At 36.6% G+C, this 17,052-nt stretch carries 23 protein-coding genes; 14 read left to right on the top strand and 9 right to left on the bottom strand.

Translation table 11 applies throughout. The features are described from left to right. Position 1: 1 nt before the first annotated feature. Positions 2 to 1,846 carry an RNA polymerase sigma factor RpoD gene (rpoD, locus tag ES948_RS00400; protein WP_152182943.1) on the bottom strand — a complete coding sequence of 615 codons (1,845 nt, stop codon included), beginning with the start codon at positions 1,844 to 1,846 and terminating at the stop codon, positions 2 to 4. Positions 1,847 to 2,024: 178 nt separating this feature from the next. Here rpoD and ES948_RS00395 point away from each other — a divergent pair, with 178 nt between their 5' ends. Beyond that, positions 2,025 to 2,846 (top strand): flagellar hook-basal body protein, encoded by an 822-nt coding sequence (locus ES948_RS00395; RefSeq protein ID WP_152182942.1) that lies wholly within the window; start codon positions 2,025 to 2,027, stop codon positions 2,844 to 2,846. A 23-nt stretch (positions 2,847 to 2,869) separates the two neighbouring features. Next, positions 2,870 to 3,658, top strand: a complete 789-nt coding sequence (gene flgG, locus ES948_RS00390) for a flagellar basal-body rod protein FlgG (RefSeq protein ID WP_152182941.1) — start codon at positions 2,870 to 2,872, stop codon at positions 3,656 to 3,658. A 5-nt stretch (positions 3,659 to 3,663) separates the two neighbouring features. Here flgG and ES948_RS00385 read toward each other — a convergent pair whose 3' ends face one another. Then, the gene (locus ES948_RS00385; RefSeq protein ID WP_152182940.1) at positions 3,664 to 4,788 is read right to left on the bottom strand and encodes an Lcl domain-containing protein; all 1,125 of its coding nucleotides are present in this window, start codon (positions 4,786 to 4,788) and stop codon (positions 3,664 to 3,666) included. Between the two features lie 100 nt (positions 4,789 to 4,888). Between ES948_RS00385 and ES948_RS00380 the strand changes: the two genes are divergently transcribed. The 10 genes from ES948_RS00380 to ES948_RS00340 all read left to right on the top strand — a co-directional run bounded on the left by ES948_RS00380 (position 4,889) and on the right by ES948_RS00340 (position 12,041). Beyond that, complete coding sequence (locus tag ES948_RS00380) at positions 4,889 to 6,136, top strand: sensor domain-containing diguanylate cyclase (RefSeq protein WP_152182939.1); 1,248 nt, start codon at positions 4,889 to 4,891, stop codon at positions 6,134 to 6,136. Between the two features lie 71 nt (positions 6,137 to 6,207). After that, on the top strand, positions 6,208 to 6,714 hold the full coding sequence (locus ES948_RS00375; RefSeq protein WP_152182938.1) for a 3-isopropylmalate dehydratase small subunit: 507 nt from the start codon (positions 6,208 to 6,210) through the stop codon (positions 6,712 to 6,714). Beyond that, positions 6,715 to 7,782 carry a 3-isopropylmalate dehydrogenase gene (gene leuB, locus ES948_RS00370; RefSeq protein ID WP_152182937.1) on the top strand — a complete coding sequence of 356 codons (1,068 nt, stop codon included), beginning with the start codon at positions 6,715 to 6,717 and terminating at the stop codon, positions 7,780 to 7,782. Positions 7,783 to 7,794: 12 nt separating this feature from the next. Next, positions 7,795 to 8,043: a tetratricopeptide repeat protein gene (locus tag ES948_RS00365; RefSeq protein ID WP_152182936.1), complete on the top strand. Its 249-nt coding sequence runs from the start codon at positions 7,795 to 7,797 to the stop codon at positions 8,041 to 8,043. Beyond that, the gene (locus ES948_RS00360; RefSeq protein WP_152182935.1) at positions 8,034 to 8,369 is read left to right on the top strand and encodes a CiaD-like domain-containing protein; all 336 of its coding nucleotides are present in this window, start codon (positions 8,034 to 8,036) and stop codon (positions 8,367 to 8,369) included. The genes ES948_RS00365 and ES948_RS00360 overlap by 10 nt, the downstream gene beginning before the upstream one ends. Then, the gene (gene purU / locus ES948_RS00355) at positions 8,369 to 9,205 is read left to right on the top strand and encodes a formyltetrahydrofolate deformylase (RefSeq protein WP_152182934.1); all 837 of its coding nucleotides are present in this window, start codon (positions 8,369 to 8,371) and stop codon (positions 9,203 to 9,205) included. Before ES948_RS00360 ends, purU begins: the two co-directional genes overlap by 1 nt. Next, the gene (locus ES948_RS00350; RefSeq protein ID WP_152182933.1) at positions 9,205 to 9,672 is read left to right on the top strand and encodes a tRNA (cytidine(34)-2'-O)-methyltransferase; all 468 of its coding nucleotides are present in this window, start codon (positions 9,205 to 9,207) and stop codon (positions 9,670 to 9,672) included. The genes purU and ES948_RS00350 overlap by 1 nt, the downstream gene beginning before the upstream one ends. A 2-nt stretch (positions 9,673 to 9,674) precedes the next feature. Then, positions 9,675 to 9,821: a hypothetical protein gene (locus tag ES948_RS10800; RefSeq protein WP_188109404.1), complete on the top strand. Its 147-nt coding sequence runs from the start codon at positions 9,675 to 9,677 to the stop codon at positions 9,819 to 9,821. 225 nt (positions 9,822 to 10,046) lie between these two features. After that, on the top strand, positions 10,047 to 10,703 hold the full coding sequence (locus ES948_RS00345; protein ID WP_152182932.1) for a LexA family transcriptional regulator: 657 nt from the start codon (positions 10,047 to 10,049) through the stop codon (positions 10,701 to 10,703). A gap of 9 nt (positions 10,704 to 10,712) precedes the next feature. Continuing rightward, the gene (locus ES948_RS00340) at positions 10,713 to 12,041 is read left to right on the top strand and encodes an SH3 domain-containing C40 family peptidase (RefSeq protein WP_152182931.1); all 1,329 of its coding nucleotides are present in this window, start codon (positions 10,713 to 10,715) and stop codon (positions 12,039 to 12,041) included. Here the strand turns inward: ES948_RS00340 and ES948_RS00335 are convergent, their stop codons facing one another. The 3 genes from ES948_RS00335 to ES948_RS00325 all read right to left on the bottom strand — a co-directional run bounded on the left by ES948_RS00335 (position 12,042) and on the right by ES948_RS00325 (position 14,372). Continuing rightward, complete coding sequence (locus tag ES948_RS00335) at positions 12,042 to 12,347, bottom strand: flagellar basal body protein (protein WP_152182930.1); 306 nt, start codon at positions 12,345 to 12,347, stop codon at positions 12,042 to 12,044. It abuts the gene before it with no gap. A 38-nt stretch (positions 12,348 to 12,385) separates the two neighbouring features. After that, complete coding sequence (locus ES948_RS00330) at positions 12,386 to 13,069, bottom strand: hypothetical protein (RefSeq protein WP_152182929.1); 684 nt, start codon at positions 13,067 to 13,069, stop codon at positions 12,386 to 12,388. Between the two features lie 103 nt (positions 13,070 to 13,172). After that, complete coding sequence (locus ES948_RS00325) at positions 13,173 to 14,372, bottom strand: tetrahydrodipicolinate N-succinyltransferase N-terminal domain-containing protein (protein WP_152182928.1); 1,200 nt, start codon at positions 14,370 to 14,372, stop codon at positions 13,173 to 13,175. 76 nt (positions 14,373 to 14,448) lie between these two features. Between ES948_RS00325 and ES948_RS00320 the strand changes: the two genes are divergently transcribed. Then, positions 14,449 to 14,952: an ankyrin repeat domain-containing protein gene (locus ES948_RS00320; protein WP_152182927.1), complete on the top strand. Its 504-nt coding sequence runs from the start codon at positions 14,449 to 14,451 to the stop codon at positions 14,950 to 14,952. Between the two features lie 15 nt (positions 14,953 to 14,967). Here ES948_RS00320 and ES948_RS00315 read toward each other — a convergent pair whose 3' ends face one another. The 4 genes from ES948_RS00315 to ES948_RS00305 are packed head-to-tail and all read right to left on the bottom strand — an operon-like array spanning position 14,968 to position 16,701. Further along, on the bottom strand, positions 14,968 to 15,159 hold the full coding sequence (locus tag ES948_RS00315; protein ID WP_152182926.1) for a hypothetical protein: 192 nt from the start codon (positions 15,157 to 15,159) through the stop codon (positions 14,968 to 14,970). Positions 15,160 to 15,167: 8 nt separating this feature from the next. Then, a complete protein-coding gene (locus ES948_RS00310; protein ID WP_152182925.1) occupies positions 15,168 to 15,779 on the bottom strand; it encodes a DUF6166 domain-containing protein in 612 nt (203 codons plus the stop codon). Between the two features lie 12 nt (positions 15,780 to 15,791). Then, complete coding sequence (locus ES948_RS11115; protein WP_281346792.1) at positions 15,792 to 15,920, bottom strand: hypothetical protein; 129 nt, start codon at positions 15,918 to 15,920, stop codon at positions 15,792 to 15,794. 49 nt (positions 15,921 to 15,969) lie between these two features. Next, a complete protein-coding gene (locus ES948_RS00305) occupies positions 15,970 to 16,701 on the bottom strand; it encodes a competence/damage-inducible protein A (protein WP_152182924.1) in 732 nt (243 codons plus the stop codon). A 47-nt stretch (positions 16,702 to 16,748) separates the two neighbouring features. Here ES948_RS00305 and ES948_RS00300 point away from each other — a divergent pair, with 47 nt between their 5' ends. Beyond that, on the top strand, positions 16,749 to 17,039 hold the full coding sequence (locus ES948_RS00300) for a hypothetical protein (protein WP_152182923.1): 291 nt from the start codon (positions 16,749 to 16,751) through the stop codon (positions 17,037 to 17,039). Positions 17,040 to 17,052: the final 13 nt, after the last annotated feature.

Below are 17,052 nucleotides of genomic sequence, written 5' to 3'. Positions count from 1 at the left end.
TTTACTCTTCTATATAGTTTTTCAGTCTACGACCAACTTTAGGGTGCTTGAGCTTTTTAATCGCAGATGATTCAATCTGACGAACTCTCTCACGTGTAACGCTGAGCTCTTTACCAATCTCTTCTAAGGTTCTGTCACTCTCATCATCCATAATTCCAAAGCGGAGTTTGATAACGGCTTTTTCACGCTCATTGAGTTGCTCTAAGACCTGTTCAATTTGGATGCGTAGGTCATCTTTAAGAATTGCATCTGATGGAGAGAGTGAAGTTTTATCTTCGATAAAATCACCAAAACGACCATCTTCCTCACTACCGATAGGTGCTTCAAGAGAAATCGGCTCTTTTGTTATTTTGATAACGTTCTTAACTTTTTCAACTGAGAGACCGACCTCCTGTGCAATTGTTTCAACATCCGGCTCTTTACCATGCTCTTGGAGGTGTTTACGCATGATTTTATTGATACGGTTAATTGTCTCAATCATATGAATAGGAATACGAATCGTACGAGCCTGGTCAGCAATAGCACGACTGATAGCCTGACGAATCCACCATGTAGCGTAAGTTGAGAACTTATATCCTTTTTGGTATTCAAATTTATCAACAGCTTTCATCAGACCGATGTTTCCTTCTTGGATTAGGTCAAGGAAAGGAAGCCCACGGTTTGTGTAACGTTTTGCGATAGATACAACAAGACGCAGGTTAGATTTTGCCATCTTTGTTTTAGAGATTTCAGAGATATTCTTTCCACGCTTAATCTGTTCTAAAATATCAGCAAGTTTTTCAGGTTCCATATCAAAAGAGTTTTTTGATGCCTCTTTTGTCTGAACAAGTTTTTTAATCTCCATATATGTTGAAACCATTGTCGCTTCTGGAACCATATTTGCGATATCTTCTTTTGTAAGGTCCTGAATCTTCTCAACAAGTACTTTATGGTTTGCTTTGAGTGTTGCATTAAAGAGTGGAAGTTTGTACTCAAGACGTTTTAGCTCTTTGTCATATCCTTCATCAGATTTGAGTGCAGTCTCCATAGCTTTTACAAGTTCATTGATAAGCTTTGAAGTTGGACCCAAATCAAGAAGCTTCTCTTTTAAAACAGCTTTTTTGTATGTTACAGTTAAGTAGTAGTGTACTATCTCTTCTGTAAGCTCTTGGCTGTCAAGATTTTCAGGAGCTTTATCAAGTGCTTTCATCCAATCTTTTTTAGCTTTTTCAAGGGCTTTGAAGCTTGTTGTGACTTTTTCTACTCTGCTTTTGTCTTTTGCAGAGAGTGCTTTTTCTTCACCATCATCACTATCATCACCGTCATCATCATCTTTTTCGTCTTCAAATGATTTAAAAAGCTCTTTAACACGTCTTTCACGGTTGATAAGCGGCTCTTTATAGTCTAAGATAAAATCAATGAGATACGGAACAGAACAGATAGCATCAATGATAATGCTCTCACCGGCTTCAATCTTTTTAGAGATCTCAATCTCTTCTTCTTTTGTAAGCAGTGGAATTTGCCCCATCTCACGCAGGTACATACGAACAGGAGAGTCTGAACGAGACCACTCAAGAAGTTCATGCTCTTTTAAGATGTCAAACTTGTCCGTTTCATTGTCTTCAAGCATCTTTCTCTGTGCATCACGACGAGCTTCTGCTTCTTGATCGTTGAGTTTTTTTGCATGTTCACTTGCTGTATAGAGACATTTATTGTATTTTTTTGCAAGTTTTAAAATATTTTTTGCCTGTGCGGCTGTAGGTTGCTTTTCAAAAAGGTCAATGATTGATTCATAAGTGACACAATCTTTTGACTTATGTTCCTGGAAAAAGGTCTCCAGGGCTTTGTTGAGTTCTTTTGCTGTCATATCGGAGGTTGCTCCATTGCTTTTAAGGTTTTTAAAAGGTGGATTATACCGAAATTATCTTAAAAAGCTCTTGTTTTTATTTTATATGATGTTATCTATAAAGTTATATGTTGGCTCTTGCTTAACTGGAACACCCTTTGCTTTTAGTCTTGAAAATAATGCAAAACAGAGGTGATAGATGCAAACAGGCTATTATAGTTCTGCTGCTGGAATGGTGACTCAGTTTAACAGACTTGACACCATTGCGAACAATCTGGCAAATGTAAATACAAACGGTTATAAAGAAGATAATCTCATTATTGGTGATTTTATGCGTCTTTATCAACAAAAAAGAGATGAACTGCCAAATGAGAACAATACAAAAGAGGCTGCAAAGTTTTTAAACAGGACTATGACAAAAGCTCCTCAGGTTGTAGATGAGTATACAAACTTTTCAGTCGGTAATCTGCAAAAGACTTCAAATCCTCTCGATGTGGCACTCTCACGTGAGAATCTTTTTTTCGCTGTAAAAACTCCAGAAGGTGTCCGTCTGACACGTGATGGTTCCTTTTCACTGGATGATGAAGGAAAACTTGTTACAAAGCAAGGATACGAAGTCCTTGGCGATGATTACTTTAAAAGTAAAGAGGGTATCAGTTTCTCTACAGTTGACAGTGTGATAGATATTGACAAGAATGGTCAGATTTATACAAATGTACCGGGTTCCGTAACACTTACACAGAATAAAAAACTCTTTATAGCCAATGTGGATAATCTTCGTTATCTCAAAAAAGAGGGAGATAATCTCTACAGACTGGATGATATGAAGCGTTTGGAGATAAGCGAAGAGAGTGGTGCTGTTAACCAAGGCTTTTTGGAGAAGAGCAATGTCAATGCTGTAAAGATGATGACACAGCTCATAGAGACAAACAGACTTGTTGGTATGTATCAAAAAGCGATGGATACACAGATGAATGAGATGAACAGAGATGCAATTGAAAAAATTGCTAAAAAAGTATAAAGTAAAGGGAGAATAACAAAGCCATGATGCAATCACTATATACTGCTTCAACAGGAATGTTGGGAATGCAGACACAGATCGATACAACAGCTAATAATATCGCCAATGTAAATACTATCGGGTTTAAAAAAGGACGTGCAGAGTTCGCAGACTTAATGTACCATGTAATGGAATATGCAGGGACTTCTACAAGTGATACTACAAAGTCTCCAACAGGAATCGAAGTAGGGCTTGGTGTACGTTCAACTGCTATCAATAAAATCTTTTCAGAAGGAAGTCTGAAGCAGACGGATAATCAGCTTGACATTGCCATTACCGGACGTGGTTTTTTCAAGCTTGAACTTCCTGATGGAACAGAAGTCTATACAAAAAATGGTGCTTTTAAACTCGATCAAGACGGTGCAATAGTAAATAGTGACGGCTATTATCTCATCCCTCAAATCGTTGTTCCACCTGATGCAACAAGTATCAGTATCGGTACAGATGGGACAGTTACTGTTGTCCAACCCGGTCAAACACAAGCCACTCAAATCGGTCAGATTCAGACAACAAACTTTATCAATCCTGCAGGATTGCACTCTATGGGAGATAATATTTACCTAGAGACGGATGCTTCAGGACAGCCAGTTGAGGGTATTCCAGGTGTTGACGGACTCGGAACATTGCGTCAGGGTTTTGTTGAACTCTCTAATGTGGAACTTGTTGTTGAACTTACAGACCTGATCACTGGACAACGTGCATATGATGCCAACTCAAAAATCATTACAACAAGTGATGAAATGCTTCAAACGACAAATAATCTGAAGCGATAAGCTTCCTACTTAATCTCTCTGAATACAAGTTTGTCATTAATAATTTCAAACTTGATATCAGGGTCTCTTATGATCTTCTTACTCTCTTTTACCGTATGGTTTTTATAATAAAAATAATTTTTATCTTTGTCATATTTCTGTGAGCGCAGTGTAAACTCTATCTTATGGTCATTTCGCTTGACAACATGTTTTATGATTGGTTTTCCGTATTTTAGATCAACTGCAAACTCATAGGTCTCTCTGTATTTGTAATGTTCATGTTTTGTAAGATATTTTACAAGTTGATGCAATGAGAGCTCTGTAGGGTAGTTTTTTCTGGAGATACAACGCACATAAGCCTTCCCGTTTTTATCATACCAGCCACTTTTGTCTTTGTTTATATAGACATATTTTGCAAATTGCGGATGCTGTTTGTCAATAGTTGATGACCAGTAAATCGTTCCAGAATAGTCCAGATAGCTGTTGTATTTTCGCAGTTCAAGCAACTCCTGTTCGGTTGGCAGGCGAAACTCATTTAATGTGATATCTCGATTTACAAAGACAGAGAGTTTTTTACAGTATTTTTCAGCACTTTCCCAATTCATTTGTGATTGTTTGTTCTTTGCCATATCTTGCCAAAAAGCACCGTTTATATATTTTACACCTTTTATCTCATGCCAATAAATATAGCCTTGAGAGATGTTCTTCTTGCGCTTAAGAGCGATGCTCAGGTGTCTGTCTTCTTTCAGCGTTATCCACTCTTTATGAGTATAGTGCTTTGGTGCCGTGAGCTCTATGTGATATTTTCCAGCTTTAAGCCAAATACCATTTTTATATTTTGGTTTAATGTTGAGAATACGGATACGTGTTGCATTTGGAGATTCTATGAAAAGTTGAAATTCACTTCGCTCTTTTTCAAGTTTACTATGCTCTATATTCCCTTTTGATGTTTTGGCAATACCGTTTTGAAGCCCATAAACTTTGACTCTCTCTCCTTTTTTAAATGGATTTTGGTCAGTAGTTACAAACATATATGTAAAAGGAGGCTCTTTAATGGGTTTTTCTTCTATTATGATGGAAGCTGGCTTTTGTGATAGTACACAAGCGGAGAAATAGAGTATAAAAAGAGTAAAAAAAATTGTTTTTATCAATTGAAAACTTTCATTATAATTATTTTTAAGGCTGATTATAACACATCTTATGATATTATATGAAAAATTTTAAATATTTTGATAGGGACAACAAAAAAAGATGTTGCAGTTTTACAATAATCTCAGTATCGCAAAAAAGCTCAATTTTATGAACCTTTCTGCAGCAATTATTGCAGGGGTTATCGCAATCATCTTTATTGTTCTTTATCAATATATCGATGGCACAAAAATTGTCAAATATCAAAATCGAACATTTGCCAAAGTCCTGGCAAAAAACATTGTTCCGGCAATGTTGTTTAAAGACACAAAAAACATTCAAGACTCCCTCTCTTCGCTGAAACATGCCAAAAACATACTCGAAGCATATGCTTTGGGAAAAGACGGAGAGCTGCTTGGTATGTATGTCAAGAGTGAGCCATACAAAGAAAACAAACTGATTAAAACTCTTAAGCTTCAAGAAAAACAGTTCTGGAAAGGTTTGGAACTATACACAGTAATGCCGGTGATTGCCGATGAGAAAACAATTGGTTATCTTGTCCTTATACACTCTATAGATAAATTCATTGAACATCTTTTAACACAGACTTTTGTCATCACATTGATTATTATTATTGCGATTCTTCTTACTTCACGCTATTATAAAATACTAAGTCGTAAGATACTTATTCCGGTTTCCGAACTTAATAAAAGCACAACAAAAATCATTAATACAAAAATGCTTGACACACATGTAAAGGTTTACAATAGCGATGAGATAGGTGAACTTGCCAAAAATTTCAATATGATGATGTCTGAGCTCTCGAACTATCAAAAAGAGCTAACAAAGCAAAAAGACCTGCTTTCATATAAAGCGAACCATGATGAACTCACCGACCTGCCAAATAGAGCACTCTTTAATGACAGACTGAGTGTAGCGATGAAAAAGGCGGATAGAAATGAGAATGCCATTGCAGTCTTTTTCCTGGATATCGATTTTTTTAAACAGATCAATGATCAATATGGTCATGATGTAGGTGATGCGATTTTAAAACATTTTGCAGAGCGTCTGCAAGAGTGTCTGCGTGCTGCTGATACTTTGGCACGCATAGGTGGTGATGAGTTTATGATTATCTTAGAAGAGAACAAAGAGCTGACAACTTCTAAAACTGTTGCCCACAAAATCATTACTGCAATGCAAGAGCCTATAGAGCTCGGAGAATCTTCACTGAGTATCAGTACAAGTATTGGTATCGCTATCTACCCTAAAGATGCAAAAGATGCTGAGGAGTTGATAAAAAATGCTGATATGGCAATGTACAGAGCCAAAGAAGCAGGCCGCAATAATTTTAAATTTTTCAGTGAGAATTAAAGGCTTTATAAAACTACAATCACTTTTTGGATATAATCGCAAAATTATTTAGTAAAACATTAGGATTTTATATGCAAAAAGCAAACATAAACGGTAAAGTTTGGAGATTTGGAAAAGATATTGACACAGACTTAATCATAGCTGCACGTTACTTAAATACTTCGGTTCCGGAGGAGTTAGCAAAACATGTTATGGAAGATGCCGACCCAGAGTTTGTAAACAAGATGACTCCAGGTGATATTATCGTTGCAGATGAGAACTTTGGTTGTGGTTCAAGCCGTGAACATGCACCAATCGCTCTTAAGGCTGCGGGTGTTGCAGCAATTGTTGCACCGACATTTGCACGAATTTTTTATAGAAATGCTTTCAATATGGGACTGCCTATTTTTGAGCTTAAAGAGGCAAGTGAAATTAAAGAGGGCGATGAGATCAGCATCGATATGAATGCGGGAACAATTACAAATAAAACAACGGGTAAAACATATAATTTTACTCCGATTCCTGAATTTATGCAGGAACTGATAGATGCAGGCGGACTTATGAACTTTGCACAAAATGAGATAGAAGGTAAAAAATAGATGAAATCATATAAAATAGCACTTATTAAAGGGGACGGAATTGGTCCTGAGATTATTGATGAAGCAGTGAAAGTACTTGATGCGGTAGCTTCATACAGTGGTTTTCATTTTAATTATGAAGAGTTACTGATGGGTGGAATCGCTTACGATATCACAGGTGATCCATTGCCACAAGAGACAATCTCTAGTTCATTAAACTCTGATGCTGTACTTTTTGGAGCTATCGGTGGAGAAAAGTGGGATAATCTTCCACGTGAAAAGCGTCCTGAAAGCGGACTTTTACGTTTTAGAAAAGAGCTTGGTGTTTATGCAAATCTACGTCCTGCTGTGGTTTATGATGAACTTGCAAATGCATCGTCACTCAAGCCTGAAATCGTTAAAGGTGTTGATTTAATGGTAGTGCGTGAGCTTATCGGTGGGATCTATTTTGGTGAGCCAAAAGGCCGTACTGAAGATAAAGGCTGGAATACAATGGTTTACACTCGTGAAGAGATTATTCGTATTGCACATCAGGCGTTTAAAATTGCGATGACTCGTAACAAACGTGTTTGCTCTATTGACAAGGCGAATGTTCTTGATGTTTCGCAACTGTGGCGTGAGACTGTTGAGGAGGTAGCCAAAGAGTACCCAGAAGTTGAACTTTCACATATGTATGTAGATAATGCTGCAATGCAGTTGATTCGTGACCCAAAACAGTTTGATGTAATGCTTACTGGAAATATCTTTGGAGATATCTTAAGCGATGAGGCTTCTATGCTTTCCGGTTCTATCGGTCTTTTACCATCAGCTTCTGTCGGTGCTAAAATCGGTGTTTATGAGCCGATTCATGGTTCAGCTCCTGATATTGCTGGTCAAGGGATCGCAAACCCGATTGCTACTATCTCTTCAGCTTCTATGATGCTTCGTTATGCACTTGGTGAAAATGATGCGGCAGATAAGATTGATGCAGCGATTAAACGTGCTCTTAGTGAAGGGTATAGAACTCAGGACTTGGCACAGTTTGATGCTAAAGAGATTTGCTCAACAAGTGAAATGGGTTCAATTATTGCAAACTACATAGAGAAGTAGAAGGCTTTTTTAATGCAGACACTCACTTTGGCAAACATCTATGAACTGCAAGGTTTAAAAGAAGAAGCATTAGAGATTTATAAGGAGATCTTGAAAAAAGACCCAAATAACTCTGATGCAAAGATTGCCATAAGAAGATTGTCTGGTATGCGCAAAAAATTCTTACGGGTTAACACTCAGATGAAAGAGTTCTTTGTCAAGATGGATACAGATGTAGAGTTTAAAGAGTTTGAAAGGTGGTTACTAAAAGCATGGAATTAAAAGATGTAATACTCTCAACATTAGCTGAGATGGAAGATGACACCCAAAATACGCAGCAGCCCTCTGCCGAAGAAATTAAAGATACATTTGTACCAAAACAAGAAGAGTCTCTTATAAAAGAAGAGAGTGTGAGCCCGTCAAACATAGAGAGTGAACTTATCTATCTCAATTCTATACGGGAACGTCTTTTAGTGCTTTTTGAAGGTTTTCAGGCACCAAATAATGTCAATATTGAAGCAAAGATAGATATGACACTTAACTTTTTAGAATATACACTTGCAACGATTGATGCAAGAGTTGAAAAGTTAGAAAAAGGAAATATATAGTGAGTCAATACCGTGTTTTAATAGATGCAAATGATGAAAAAGGTTTGGTTCATAAGATTTCAAGTGTTTTTTATAACTATGACCTCAATATCCTCTCAAACAGCGAATTTGTTGATAAAGAGAGCAATAAATTTTTTATGCGTTCTGTTGTTGATGGCAATGTAGACAAAAATGAGCTGACAGCCGCGATTCGTGATGTTTTGCCAATAAGTTCGAGTATAAAAGTCATTGAACCGAAAAAGAAAAATATTATTCTTATGGTGACAAAAGAGCTGCATGCACTTGGTGATATCCTTATCCGCCATGAAGCAGGGGAATTGGATGCAAATATTTTAGCTGTAGTATCGAACTATGACAAGCTTGAGTCCTTAGTGAAAAAGTTTGATATCCCTTACATTACAATCTCACATGAAGGCTTGGAACGTGCTGAGCATGAGAGCAAAATTATAGAGTGTATTAACGGTTTTTCTGATGTTGATTATATTGTACTTGCTAAGTATATGCGTATTTTAACACCGCGATTTGTTGAAGAATATGAGGGAAAAATAATCAACATTCATCATTCGTTCTTACCTGCATTTATCGGTGCAAATCCGTATAAACAGGCATATGACAGGGGTGTTAAAATTATCGGGGCAACTGCACACTTTGTTAACAACAATCTTGATGAGGGTCCGATTATCGCACAAGATGTTAAACACATTGACCATGCATACTCTTGGAGAGATATGCAAAGACTCGGACGTGATGTTGAAAAGGTTGTTCTCTCACGTGCACTTAAACTTGCCCTTGAAGACAGAATCTTTGTCTATGCAAACAGAACGGTCATCTTTTAATGTTTAACCTTGTTTTGGTTCATCCAAAAATTCCTAACAATACGGGAGCAATAGGCAGACTCTGTGTCAATGCCGGAGCTTCACTACATCTTATCAAACCGATTGGTTTTGATATCGATGAAAAAGCTGTTCGCCGTGCGGGACTTGACTACTGGGATAAGCTTGATTTACATGTATGGGAATCTTTGGATGAGTTTTTTGAAAAAAATGAGATAACAGATAATGCCTATTTTGCAACGACAAAAACAGATAGACCTTATTTTGATGCTGCATTTAAAGAGGGTGATTTTATCTTCTTTGGCAGTGAAACAGCAGGTATCCCTGAAGAGATTTTAAATCGATACAAATCGCAAAATATTACCATTCCAATGACAAAAGACGGTAGAAGTCTAAACTTGGCAATATCTACAGGTATTGTACTCTATGATGCTATCCGTCAAAATTACACTACATTTAAGAAGGCATAATAATGAACTCATTTGTTGATACGATAATGCTTATACTTTTTTTCTTATTTATGATCTTTATCTTCGGTGGATATCACAAGACAAAATCAGCCGAGCGTGAGGCAGAACGGGAAAAAGAAGAGAATCGTAAAAAAGAACAGGATTCTTAAAAAAGTTTTTCTGCCCATAACTCCATTTTACTTTCAAATCTTTCAAAGAGTGTTTCTGCATTTTTAATAATAAGTGACATTTTGTATCCTTTATTCTTTGTAATTGTAAAAATATTACATAAAAACAGATTTTTTTGAAAAAATATGACAAATTGTCAAATAATTATTGATTTTCTTTCAAAATTTAACTATACTTTGATATATTTACTGAAAAAAGGGGTCAAAATGAATAGTTTTTCAGATATTGTTGAAGAGATTAAAAGTATCATCTCTCCTGAGTTTGCGCCAAAAAAAGTTTTTGACAAAGATGTAGCAGAGGTTCTTGGCATCTCACAAATGAATTTTGCAACAATGAAAAAACGTAATAAAATACCTTTTACAGAGTTGCTTGATTTTTGTGCCAAGAGAAGCATATCTATTAACTGGATGCTTTATGGACAGTCACCTGAGAGTTTGGTAGAAGCTACAAATAACTATATGATAAGATATTTCAGCGATATCAATGCAAGTGCTGGTGGTGGAGCTGATAGTGAGTTTGAAGCCATAGAAGAGCTGGAAATTCCTGAACAGTTTGTATTTATGCTTGGAGGAGAGCGTGAGCTTAAAAATATTGAAGCGATTAATGTCTCTGGGGACTCAATGGAGCCTACTTTTAGTTATAATGACATTGTATTTATAAACAGAGCAAAAACTGATCTAAATCGTGGTGGTATTTTTACCATTCGAACAGAAGCCGGACTCTTCATCAAACGTGTACAAAAAAGAATGGACGGAATGATAGATGTTATCTCTGATAACTCTGTCTATCCTACACAGGTGTTAAATCCGAATGAAATAGAAGTGATTGGCAGAGTCATCAGTAGATTTGGGGATGTTGATTAAAGGGAAAGATTGAAGTATATCTATTTTATTGGTTTAGCACTCCTTTTTGTAGCATGTACATCTAAAAGTGAACCAAAACCTGATGAGAACCTCACACAGGAAGTAAAACAGGAAGTGTTGGAAGATTTACTCTCTGTAGATCAGAATATCTCAAGCTATGTAAATGGCTTAGATGCGCACTATATCGCAAAACTTGAAGATTATGAAGCATCTTATTTTAAGCCATGGAATATTGATAAAATCGATATCTCTGTTCATGAAGCGATGTGGGCATACCGTGCTTTTAGAATTGACAACAGTTACGGAGAAAACCTGCAGCCATTAGAGGCCTCTTTTTTCAAAGATATCTATGCACGATCCAATTTTAAAGATTTTGCAAAACTCAATAAACCTGCCATTACACTCAAAGCTCTTGATATCCGAGCATTTCCAAGTGAGAAGCCACTCTTGATGGACCCCAAAAAAGCAGGGGAGGGTTTTCCGTTTGATTATCTGCAAAACTCCAGTATAGCTCCCAACAAACCTGTTTTGGTTTCACACTATTCACGAGATAAGGAGTGGGTTTTTATACAGGCTAGTTTTGCATATGGTTGGGTAAAAGCACGTGATATAGTCTTTATCCCAAAAAAATATGCAAAACTCTATCAGGCTGCACAAAAAGAGTTTTTTATAAAAGAGGGAGCAGCTGTTTATGACAGTGAAGGTAATTTTCTTTTTCGTTCGCGTATAGGAATGATGCTTCCAGAAATTGATGATGCATTTTCTGATTATAAACTTTTAACTGTTTCGAACTATAAAAACAATCAAGCATACTATATAGAGTCAAAGATATCAAAAGAGCTATTGCATAAAGGAGTTTTGAAGTTCAATCCTCCAAATATTACCATGATTTTCAATGAAGTCTCAAAAGTAAAATATGGTTGGGGAGGGATGTATGGTCAACGGGACTGCTCTTCGATACTACGTGATTTTTATGCACCTTTTGGTCTTTGGCTGCCACGAAACTCCTATGAGCAAAGTAAAATAGGCAAAATCATCTCTTTGGAAAATCTAAATGATGAAGAAAAGATTGCAAAGATTAAAGAGAGTGCCATTCCTTTTGAGACACTGCTTTATAAAAAAGGGCACATTCTTCTTTACGTTGGAGTAAAAGAGGGTAAAGTGATTGTTTTTCATAATACATGGGGTGTAAAAACAAAAAAAGATGGAGTAGAAGGGCGTTTTATCGTAGGAAAACCTATCTTTAGTACTTTAGAGCTAGGAAGCAATTTAGAAGATTATGATCCAGATGCTTCCATTCTCCGTAATCTCAAGAGTATGAATATACTCACCCACTAGTTAGGCTTTTATATCTAAGAGTGAGCCAAACATTTCATCTTGAGTTTTGATAGCAGCAACATTTGCTTCTGCTACACCACCGATTGTAATTTGGTCAGGCAGCTCTTTGGCTAAATCTGTCTGGCTTTTTGTAGAACCGTTATCATCGGCTAGTCTCGTTGTTGCACGAACAGAGGTCTTTTCATCAACCATACGTGTATTAGTAGGGATAAAACCGTCTGTATTTACATTGGCAATATTATTTGCATTTGTATTCATAAATACTTGATTTGCCTGTAGGGACGACACATTGTTTGAAATACTCATAGTCAACTCCTCATCTATTTACAATTATAGCATAAATGCTAATGCATTGGAATTGTTGCTTGCGATGCTTGTTGTGACTGCATTTGATTAATGTTCATGTTCATATTTGACATGCCTGCGTTCATATTATTATGTACATTATCTCTTGTAGCCGTTGCTTGTGCATCAGTTAAAGTCATTGCGTATTGTGCAAGTTTTTGTGTTGCTATAAGGTTTTTAGATTGAATTTCTTGCGTCTCTACTATTCTGTCTGCCATGATACCTATCTCTTTTGCCATCAGTAAAATTCTGTCTGCCATAACACCAATATCATCTGAGAGTCTTAAAATTGTTTTTGATGTAGTCTGAATTGTATTGTTGTAACTCTCATTCGCATTATCAGCTTGGTGGGAAGCAAGGTAGGTAACAGTTTTTGCCAAAACTACACTTTGCAAAGAAAGCTCTTCAAGTTTATTAAGTGCTTTTTGTGCATCCCCTTTTGATTCAAAGCTTTCTTTTGTCTGACTCTCTAAAAAGCTAGATATTTTAGCTTCATAAGACTCTAATTTTTTGCTGTATGCTTGTAACTTATTGTCACTTTGTGCCATCTGTTCCATTTTTTCTTTAGAATAGTTGTGAATATCATAAGCATCCTCTACAGCAGTGTTTAAAAATTGTGTATATGTCTCTGCCCCAAAGAGTAGTGAAGAAACCAAAATTGATATGCTAATGAGTTTTTTCATTGTAAGTCCTTTTATTTTTTGTTTGTAGTGAAAGTATTGTATAAAATAGTTAGTAGAGTGTTAGTAGTAAAAAGAGCCACTCACAAAGAGCAGCTCAAAGGTATTAGTGAAGTTCAGCGTTAAGTTTTACTTCTCTTGTGGAACGAGAAGCCGTGATCTCACCTGTTAAAGAGTTTTGTCTGAAGTGAAGACCATTAAGGCCTGCGAGCTGTTTTCCTTTGAAGATTTCACCTTCGATAGACACACCACTGTTTACCTCTTTGATCTTCTCTAGTTCAGCAGAGTAGATACCGATTTTTGTTCCTTCGAGTATTGCAAGACCTGCATCAATGATACATGCATCACCTAAAGGAATACCACATACAGAATTTGCTCCTAATAGGCAGTTCTTACCAACACTGATTGGATTTCCATCAGTTCCAGAAAGTACACCAAGGATTGAAGCACCACCACCAACATCACTACCATCACCAACGATAGCAGATGAAGAGATACGCCCTTCAACCATACTTACACCAGTAGTTCCGGCATTGAAGTTGATGTATGAAGCACCCGGCATTACAGTAGTTCCCGCTGCCAGTTGTGCACCAAAACGAACTTTAGCAGTATCTAAAATACGTGTATTGTCCGCTGGGATGATGTGCTGTAGGAATCTTGGAAATTTATCTACAAAGTCAATATGTGGATACTCACCAGAGAGTTTTAACTCAATCTCAAACTCACGCAGGTAATCAAGCTCAATTGGCTGACCGTTCGACCATGCAACATTTGGTAATGCTCCAAATGCACCGTTTAGGTTGATCTCACGCAGACCAACTTTAGCCTGAGAAATCGCATAAAGTTTAAGATATGTCGCTTCTACAGACTCTAAAGCTGCATCTTCGAAGATGAAACATACTTTGAACTCACCCTCGAATGAACCGTTATTTACGATTTGAGAATAAAGAGCTGATACAACCTGAATATTTTTGTGTGCATCACCGTATGCTTCATCACTGTAAGGAGTAAATGCATTAAGACATGATTTTAAAAACTCTAAGTTGATGTTACAAACAACTTCATTTTGAGAGAAGTCTACCTCTATACCTTGTTCTGCAAGTGCTCTTATGAAAATTGCCGCACTACCAAAGTTCTCATCCCAGTTGATAAGTGGATATGTAGCCTGAAGAGATTTATCTACGTTTAATTGACCTAAATCTACACGACAGATACCAAATGCTAAAGGGTCTTTATAATTTGGTGTATCTGTTTTTATATTTTCTATGAGTGCTTTAAAAGCATCAGTTGTTTGAATGACTTCCATTGAATTCTCGCTTAATTAATTTGTTATGCGAATTATACATAAAAACAACTAATAAAAATTTTACTATACTGTCATTATGAATAAATGGCTGGAACTTTTAAAAAATAACGACTATCTTGGTATTAAAAAATATATTAAAAACGGTGCAGACCTGCAAGAGACAAACGAGGCAGGGGAATCTGTACTTGCATGTGCTTTACGTGCAGGATGCGATGAAGAGGTACTTACTCTGCTTATTGAGAGCGGAGCAGATATCTTTGACTTTGATGATGAGGGTGTGAGTATCTTCGATATGGCGATCACTTATGATAACCGATGGATGGTTGCATATCTGCTTGAAAAAGGCTTGGATGTTAACAAGACAAATAGAAAAAGTGGCTTTACAGCTTTAATGGCTGCTGCATGCTATGGAAGAGTAGAGATAGCAAAGCTCTTGCTTGAAAAAGGTGCAAATCAACATGCTAAAGACACAAAAGGTTTTACAGCTATTGACTTTGCAAGAAAAATGAATAAAAAATCTGTTTTAGAACTTCTTGATTATGATCCTGAAGCTCCACAAAACACAAACTATGCAAGATAGTAGATAAAGCGAAAGCTATTCGAAAAACTTTGCCTGTTTTGAGTTGTCAAGTGGTTTACGTTTCTCTTTTATAAGCCACTCCTGCAGAAGTGATTCTATAACTTTGGAGAGACTCATCTTGTAGCGCTCACGTGAGTATCGCATCGCATCATCCCATGTTTCTCTGTCTATCAGCAGACTTCTTGTTACTTCATCTTTTGGTTTCATTTTTGTCCTTATGATGCTTGCAGAAGCTCTATAAAACTTCTGTAGCTGTCAACTATTTTTTGATTTTTACGATTTTGGATGTAGAATTCTATGGCTTTTTTCCCAAGACGTGGTATTTCATTTTTAACAGCCCAGCTACTTACAGTCCCTTCCGGTACTTCAAGGATTTCTGCGAGTTGCTTTTGTGTGATATCTAGCTCTTTACAGATATCTTTTACAACATTTGATTTACTCTTTTTGGCTTTTTTTATGTTGTTGGCAGCTTTGACTTTTACTTTTGGCTCATTACGTTTCTCTTTAGGAAGTTCACAATGCTTCTCTATCCACTCCAGTACATCAGAAGCACTCAAAACCCAGTCTCTTGTATGTAGACCTCTGACTACATCACGCATAAACTGCTCGGCATATTTTTCTGCTAACTCTTGAGAGCTGAGTTGAAAGAGCATAGAAAAAGCCAGTTGATTAGACCCAAGAGAGCTGTTGCCCCAGTCAAACCCGCTTTTAGAAGTAGGATAGATATCAAAACGTGTTGGAAGTTCAAGTTCACCATAGGTTACAAATTTATTGCCTAAAAGTGTTCTGTGCCCTTTAAAGACATGGTTGTTCATTGCAATTGCCATGAGTTTTCTCGCTTATATTTTAAAAGTATAGTGGTGTTCTTTTTCATTGTTTAGATCTTCTTTTGGAGGAAGGTAAACAATACGATAAACAACATATATAAAAGAGATAAGCAATAAAAGTACCAATAACCAAATCAACATGGTAAAATTCCTTGACTTTTGATAGTCTATATATCGACATTATCCATTATTATTTTAAATTATAATCAATTTTTTTATTTTGGAGCTCTTTTTTAAAGAGTTCAAAGTAGTGTTCTATCTCCTCTTTATTCTCTCCGCTAAGAGAGAGCTCTACATTTGGTTTGCCGTCGATAAACATAGGTAAAGATGAGAGCTCAATGCTCTTTGGTAGTTGTTGCATCAAAGAGATGAGTGACTCTTCACTTGTTTTTGCAAAGAGCGTGTATCTATACTTTTTCTTACTGTTTGAGAAGTGTTTTTCTATTGCTTCTGTAATCATTGGATGTGCCATAGACGGAAAACCGGGCACAAAGAAGAAACGTCTATCGAGTGAAAAACCAGACATATTGTTAACTGGATTAAAAAGCAGTTCTACATCCGGCGGTAGATCTGCCATACGGATACGATGTGGGTAGGCACCATCACCAAACTGTTTAATGATATCTTTTTTAAATTTTTCATGCGTGATAAGTGGAGAGTTTCTAAAAACCTTTGCAGCAATCTCACGCGTGAGATCATCAGGTGTTGAGCCTATACCGCCAAAAGAGAACATAACAGCCTCTTTATCCGCTTTTATCATCTCATAGGTTCTTGTAATGAGTTCTACATCATCTTTAATGACAAAAGAGGCAAATAGTTCGTGATTGTATTTTGCAAGTTTATTTTTGACAAATTCAAAGTGTTTGTCCTGCCGTCTACCGTTTAATATCTCTGTTCCGATTATTACTACATAAAAATTCATAGACAAATTATAGTATAATTCTAAAAAATAAATAAAGGTGTAGATATATGTCACACATGAAAAAATTAGAAGATTTGATAGCAAATGGAGTTATTCCTGACATCAATGATCGTTTAGATGAGATCTTTGAAGAGATCGCTGATAATAAAGAAGCAAGCGAAGATGCGAAAGAGGAGATCGAAGAGCTCCGTGAGTTCAAAGCTGATCTTGAAGATGTTTTAGCGGATATAAAAGAGGGTGAGATGGACGAAGAAGAAGCAAAAGAGCTTATCGAAGATATCGAGATGGCACAACGCGGCAGTGATGATGAAGATTTTGGCTTTGTAGAAGAAGATTAATTTAAACTCAAAA

It is taken from the genome of Sulfurimonas indica, assembly GCF_009192995.1.
GTDB lineage: Bacteria > Campylobacterota > Campylobacteria > Campylobacterales > Sulfurimonadaceae > Sulfurimonas > Sulfurimonas indica.
This window is presented reverse-complemented; position numbering and strand designations above follow the sequence as displayed.

Bases quoted from the DNA above. Each gene is read 5' to 3' on its own strand.
- ES948_RS00350 (WP_152182933.1), top strand. From the start codon at position 9,205: ATGTTTAACCTTGTTTTGGTTCATCCAAAAATTCCTAACAATACGGGA.
- ES948_RS00360 (WP_152182935.1), top strand. From the start codon at position 8,034: ATGGAATTAAAAGATGTAATACTCTCAACATTAGCTGAGATGGAAGAT.
- ES948_RS10800 (WP_188109404.1), top strand. From the start codon at position 9,675: ATGAACTCATTTGTTGATACGATAATGCTTATACTTTTTTTCTTATTT.
- flgG (WP_152182941.1), top strand. From the start codon at position 2,870: ATGATGCAATCACTATATACTGCTTCAACAGGAATGTTGGGAATGCAG.
- ES948_RS00380 (WP_152182939.1), top strand. From the start codon at position 4,889: ATGTTGCAGTTTTACAATAATCTCAGTATCGCAAAAAAGCTCAATTTT.
- ES948_RS00320 (WP_152182927.1), top strand. From the start codon at position 14,449: ATGAATAAATGGCTGGAACTTTTAAAAAATAACGACTATCTTGGTATT.
- ES948_RS00345 (WP_152182932.1), top strand. From the start codon at position 10,047: ATGAATAGTTTTTCAGATATTGTTGAAGAGATTAAAAGTATCATCTCT.
- ES948_RS00365 (WP_152182936.1), top strand. From the start codon at position 7,795: ATGCAGACACTCACTTTGGCAAACATCTATGAACTGCAAGGTTTAAAA.
- ES948_RS00330 (WP_152182929.1), bottom strand. From the start codon at position 13,069: ATGAAAAAACTCATTAGCATATCAATTTTGGTTTCTTCACTACTCTTT.
- rpoD (WP_152182943.1), bottom strand. From the start codon at position 1,846: ATGACAGCAAAAGAACTCAACAAAGCCCTGGAGACCTTTTTCCAGGAA.
- ES948_RS00310 (WP_152182925.1), bottom strand. From the start codon at position 15,779: ATGGCAATTGCAATGAACAACCATGTCTTTAAAGGGCACAGAACACTT.
- leuB (WP_152182937.1), top strand. From the start codon at position 6,715: ATGAAATCATATAAAATAGCACTTATTAAAGGGGACGGAATTGGTCCT.
- ES948_RS00395 (WP_152182942.1), top strand. From the start codon at position 2,025: ATGCAAACAGGCTATTATAGTTCTGCTGCTGGAATGGTGACTCAGTTT.
- ES948_RS00325 (WP_152182928.1), bottom strand. From the start codon at position 14,372: ATGGAAGTCATTCAAACAACTGATGCTTTTAAAGCACTCATAGAAAAT.
- ES948_RS00315 (WP_152182926.1), bottom strand. From the start codon at position 15,159: ATGAAACCAAAAGATGAAGTAACAAGAAGTCTGCTGATAGACAGAGAA.
- ES948_RS00305 (WP_152182924.1), bottom strand. From the start codon at position 16,701: ATGAATTTTTATGTAGTAATAATCGGAACAGAGATATTAAACGGTAGA.
- ES948_RS00335 (WP_152182930.1), bottom strand. From the start codon at position 12,347: ATGAGTATTTCAAACAATGTGTCGTCCCTACAGGCAAATCAAGTATTT.
- ES948_RS00300 (WP_152182923.1), top strand. From the start codon at position 16,749: ATGTCACACATGAAAAAATTAGAAGATTTGATAGCAAATGGAGTTATT.
- ES948_RS00375 (WP_152182938.1), top strand. From the start codon at position 6,208: ATGCAAAAAGCAAACATAAACGGTAAAGTTTGGAGATTTGGAAAAGAT.
- ES948_RS11115 (WP_281346792.1), bottom strand. From the start codon at position 15,920: ATGTTGATTTGGTTATTGGTACTTTTATTGCTTATCTCTTTTATATAT.